The sequence below is a fragment of the Achromobacter sp. 2789STDY5608621 genome, assembly GCF_001299375.1.
Taxonomy (GTDB): Bacteria; Pseudomonadota; Gammaproteobacteria; order Burkholderiales; family Burkholderiaceae_B; genus Achromobacter; species Achromobacter insuavis.
This window is the reverse complement of record NZ_CYTU01000102.1, coordinates 1-4057: the sequence shown is the minus strand read 5'-3', so window position 1 is coordinate 4057 and position 4057 is coordinate 1. Positions and strand designations below refer to the sequence as shown.

Here is a 4057-nt window from a genome sequence, read left to right as displayed (position 1 = left end):
GCCTTCGTCGAGCTGCACATCGAGCAAGGCCCCGTGCTGGAAAGCCGCCAGCTGCCCATCGGCGTGGTCACCAACATCGTCGGCATCCGCCGCGTGCTGATCACGGTCGAAGGCCAGCCCGACCACGCCGGCACCACGCCCATGGACATCCGCCGCGACGCCCTGGTGGGCGCGGCCCGCATCATCGACGCCGCCAGCCGCCAGGCCAGCGCCGCCAGCGGCAATCCGCACTACGTGGTCGCCACCGTCGGCAAACTCGCCATGACGCCCAACGCCGCCAACGCCGTGCCCGGCCGCGTCGAGCTGACGCTGGAAATGCGCAGCGACAGCAACGCGGTGCTGGACGCCTTCCCCGAAACGCTGATGGCCGGCGTGGCCGCCGACCTGAAGGCGCTGCGCCTGACCGCCGGCTTCGTGCCACTGAGCCGGGCCCAGCCCACCGACTGCACCCCGCTGGTGATGGACGCGGTGCAGGCCGCCGCCGACCAGCTCGGCTACGCCAACATGCGCCTGCCCAGCGGCGCCGGCCACGACGCCGTCTACATGGCGCCCACCGGCCCCATCGGCATGATCTTCATCCCCTGCCTGAACGGACGCAGCCACTGTCCCGAGGAATGGATCGAGCCGGCGCAACTGCTGGACGGCACCCGCGTGCTGTACCAGACCGTGCTGGAACTGGATCGCAGGCTGTCACGCTGACCGCCGCGGCGCGCGCCACATCCGGCGCGCCGCCGCTGCCGCCAGCGCCAGCGGCAGCACGATATCCCATTGGTGCAGGAACAATTCGAAGGTCGGCTCCCAGCGGGCCCAGGTATTGCCGAACACGCGCGGATCGGGCATGCCCAGATACATGGCCAGCAACGCCGCCACGAACGTCAGAACCGTCACGGCCACGCGTCCGCGCCCCGGCGCCCGGCGCCGCCACAGCCGTTCCGCCACGATCAACGCCGCCAGCGCGACGAGGCCGGCGAACACCGCATCGATAAGGAAATCGGCGCGTTCGTAGGTATAGGGCGCGTCGGGAATCGCCAGGCCATAGGCGCCGGTCTGCAGCTTCGCCGTCAGGCAGGCGCCGTACAGCGCGGCGACCGCCACGAGCAACAGAAGATCGCATACCCCGCGCAGGAATCTGGACATGGCCGAACAATGGGAAAGACGGCGCAAACGCGCCAACGCCCGGCAGCATGCCATGAAACCCCGCCGGCTCGCCACGGACCGGCCCGCCGAGCTACAGTAGCCGGCTCATGGATCATCCCGGGCCCGCCATGCCGCTTCTCCGTCTGCTCTGCCTGCTTGCGCTGGCCTGTGCGCTGCCCGCCGCGGGCTGGGCCGCCGGGTTCAAGGACCTGCGCTACGGTCCGGCGTCGGCGCAACTGGCCGACGTCCACCTTCCCGCCGCCCCATCGGCCACGCCTGGCCTGGCGCCGATCCTGGTGCTGGTGCATGGCGGCTCCTGGTTGCACGGCGACAAGGCCGAACCCGATTTCATCCGGGACAAGCTGGCGCGCTGGCTGCCGCTGGGCTTCGTGGTCGTCTCCGTCAATACCCGCCTGCTGCCCGACGCGGGGCCGCGGGAACAGGCCGAGGACCTGGGCCTGGCCCTCGCCTGGATCCAGCGCCAGGCCGCCGACTGGCGGGCCGATCCGGCGCGCATCCTGATCATGGGCCACTCCTCGGGCGGCCATCTGCAGGCCCTGCTGGCGGCCGACGCCCCGCTGCGCGAGCGCACCGGCGCCCGGCCCTGGTTGGCCAACATCATCCTGGACGGCACGCCCTTCGACCTGCCGGGCATCATGGCCGCCGAGCACGCGCCGTTCTATGACAAGGCATTCGGCAACGATCCGGCCTATTGGCGCGCCGCCTCGCCCGCCGCGCAACTGAGCGGCCCCAATCCGCCGACGCTGCTGGTCTGCTCGTCATTGCGGCCGCAGTCGTGCCAGCGTTCGCGCGACTACGCGCAGCGATTGATGGCGCACGGCGGCCAGGCGCAGGTGCTGCCGGTGGCGCGCAACCACGGGCAGATCAATACCGATGTCGGCGGCGACAATGACGAAACCCGGGCCATCCTCGCCTTTATCGACGCGCAGTTGCGGCGCCGGGCCGGCGACTAGGAGGCTTCGTCACGCCATGACCCGCTTCACCCTGCAACGACTGCGCATCGGCGCCTGGCTGGCCCTGGGCAATGGCGCCTTGCTGGCCGCCGGCGCGGCGCTGTGCGCGCTGCCGCTGCTGGCCTGGGCGTCGCTGCCCGGCGCCGCCGCCGTCCTGGGCGTGGCGCTGACGCTGCCCGCCCTGGTGTCGGGCGCCATCATGCTCAGGACACCGTTCAGCGCCGCCCCCGACCACCCCGAGGACGGCGTGCCGCTGCGCCGCGACGACGCGCCCGGCCTGTTCGAGGAACTCGACCGCCTTCGCGCCGCCCTGGCCGCGCCGCCGCTGGACGCGGTCTATCTGGACGGCGAATTCAATGCCGCCATCCGCCAGCACCGCACGCTGGGCGGCCGGACCCGCAACGTCCTGTGGCTGGGACAACCGTTGCTCGAAATGCTGTCGCCGGCCGCGTGCCGCGCCATCCTGGCCCATGAAACCGCCCACATCGCGCAACGCCACGGCCGCTACGCCAGCCGCGTGTATTTCGCGCGCCTGCAATGGCAGGACGTCAGCCAGCGGCTGGATCGGCGCCGGCGCCTGTCGAACGCGCCGCTGCGGCTGTTCGTGGCCTGGTACGTGCCGCGCTTCCTGCAGGTCAGCCTGGACTTCGCCCGGCAGTGCGAAGTCCAGGCCGATGCCGAGGCCGCGCGCGTCTGCGGCCAACCCGCCATGGCCGAGGCGCTGTCGGCGATGGCGCTGCAATGGCGGGCGTTGCGCGGCGCCTGGCCGGCGCTGCTCGCCGCCAGCGATCCGCCGCGGCCCTACGCGGCGCTGGCGGCGCGGGACGCGCTGGCGGCGCCCGCCGACGAAGCCGAGGCCCGCGTCTGGCTGCACGCCGCCCTCTGCGCCACGACCGGCGACGGCGATACTCACCCGTCGCTGGCGGATCGCCTGGCCGCGCTGGCGGCCGATCCGGACCGGCCGTTGCCGTGGCGCCGCGCCGCCCCCAACGCGGCCCAGGCCTGGTTGCCCGCGCAACGTGCGGCCCTGGCCGCCCGGCTGGACGAGCGCTGCGCGGCGCAATCGGCCGACGAGGCCGCGCAGGCGCGCCAGGAGCGCGAAGCGCTCACCGCCCAGTACCATGACTTGCTGCGCAAACGCCGCATCCGCGCCTTGTCGGCCGATGAAACCGCGCGCTGCGCCTGGCTGCGGGACACCCTGGACGACGACATCGCGGGCGCCGCCGCGCTGGCCGAGGACGGCCTGCGGCATGCGCCCGGCCATCCCGCCCTGCTGGCCCAGCTGGCGCGCTGCCGCCTGCGCGAGGGACGCCCGCAGGAAGCCGCGGACCTCTGGCGCCGCGCCGCGGACCCGCCCGGCCCGGAACAGCTGCCCAGCCTGCGCCAGCTCAGCCTGGCGGCCCTGCGCGAGGGCGACCGCGCACGGGCCGAGGATTACCGCCGCCAGGCCGACGCCCTGCAACGATCGCCCGCGCGCGCGAACGCGGCGGACGGCTACGATCCGCACGACCTGTCGCCCGCCGAGCTCGGCAAGCTGGTCGACACGCTCGATCCGCTGCTGCGCATCGCCACCGGCGCCTGGCTGCTGCGCCCCGCCGCCGGCGGCCGCTATCGGCTGCTGGTGCTGGCGCGCGACGCCGCCCTGCTGCGCGTCATCGGCCGCCTCACCGGCGAGCCCAGCTATCTGCGGCGCGACTGTGAACAACTGCTGGGCCGGCTGCTGCCGCGCCTGCGCCTGGACGTGGAAGCCGACATCATGGCCGCCGGCGATCCCCGGCTGGCGTGGTGCGTCGAGCAGGCGCGCGTGCGCCGTCCCGCCTGACGTCCGCCTGAAGCCCGACCGACACGCGGCGCGCCGTGCAACTTTCCGCCCGGCGCGCGGTCGATTCACCACACCACACCACGCCCTTCGGCAGGCCGGCGGTCGCCACCCCCCCCCCGGCGGG

Annotated in this window: 4 protein-coding genes; 3 read left to right on the top strand and 1 reads right to left on the bottom strand. The window is 73.6% G+C overall.

Translation table 11 applies throughout. From position 1 onward, the window contains the following. A partial coding sequence (locus tag AOZ53_RS33110) for a hydantoinase/carbamoylase family amidase (RefSeq protein ID WP_156333610.1) occupies nt 1-699 on the top strand: 699 nt, incomplete at its 5' end. Here AOZ53_RS33110 and AOZ53_RS33105 read toward each other — a convergent pair. Then, nucleotides 691-1137 (bottom strand): hypothetical protein, encoded by a 447-nt coding sequence (locus tag AOZ53_RS33105; RefSeq protein WP_054491075.1) that lies wholly within the window; start codon nt 1135-1137, stop codon nt 691-693. The two genes, AOZ53_RS33110 and AOZ53_RS33105, sit on opposite strands and share 9 nt — an antisense overlap. A 128-nt stretch (nt 1138-1265) precedes the next feature. Here AOZ53_RS33105 and AOZ53_RS33100 point away from each other — a divergent pair, with 128 nt between their 5' ends. Both AOZ53_RS33100 and AOZ53_RS33095 read left to right on the top strand, forming a co-directional pair. After that, a complete protein-coding gene (locus tag AOZ53_RS33100; protein ID WP_054491073.1) occupies nt 1266-2111 on the top strand; it encodes an alpha/beta hydrolase in 846 nt (281 codons plus the stop codon). 16 nt (nt 2112-2127) lie between these two features. After that, a complete protein-coding gene (locus AOZ53_RS33095) occupies nt 2128-3933 on the top strand; it encodes a M48 family metalloprotease (RefSeq protein WP_054491071.1) in 1806 nt (601 codons plus the stop codon). Nucleotides 3934-4057 lie beyond the last annotated feature (124 nt).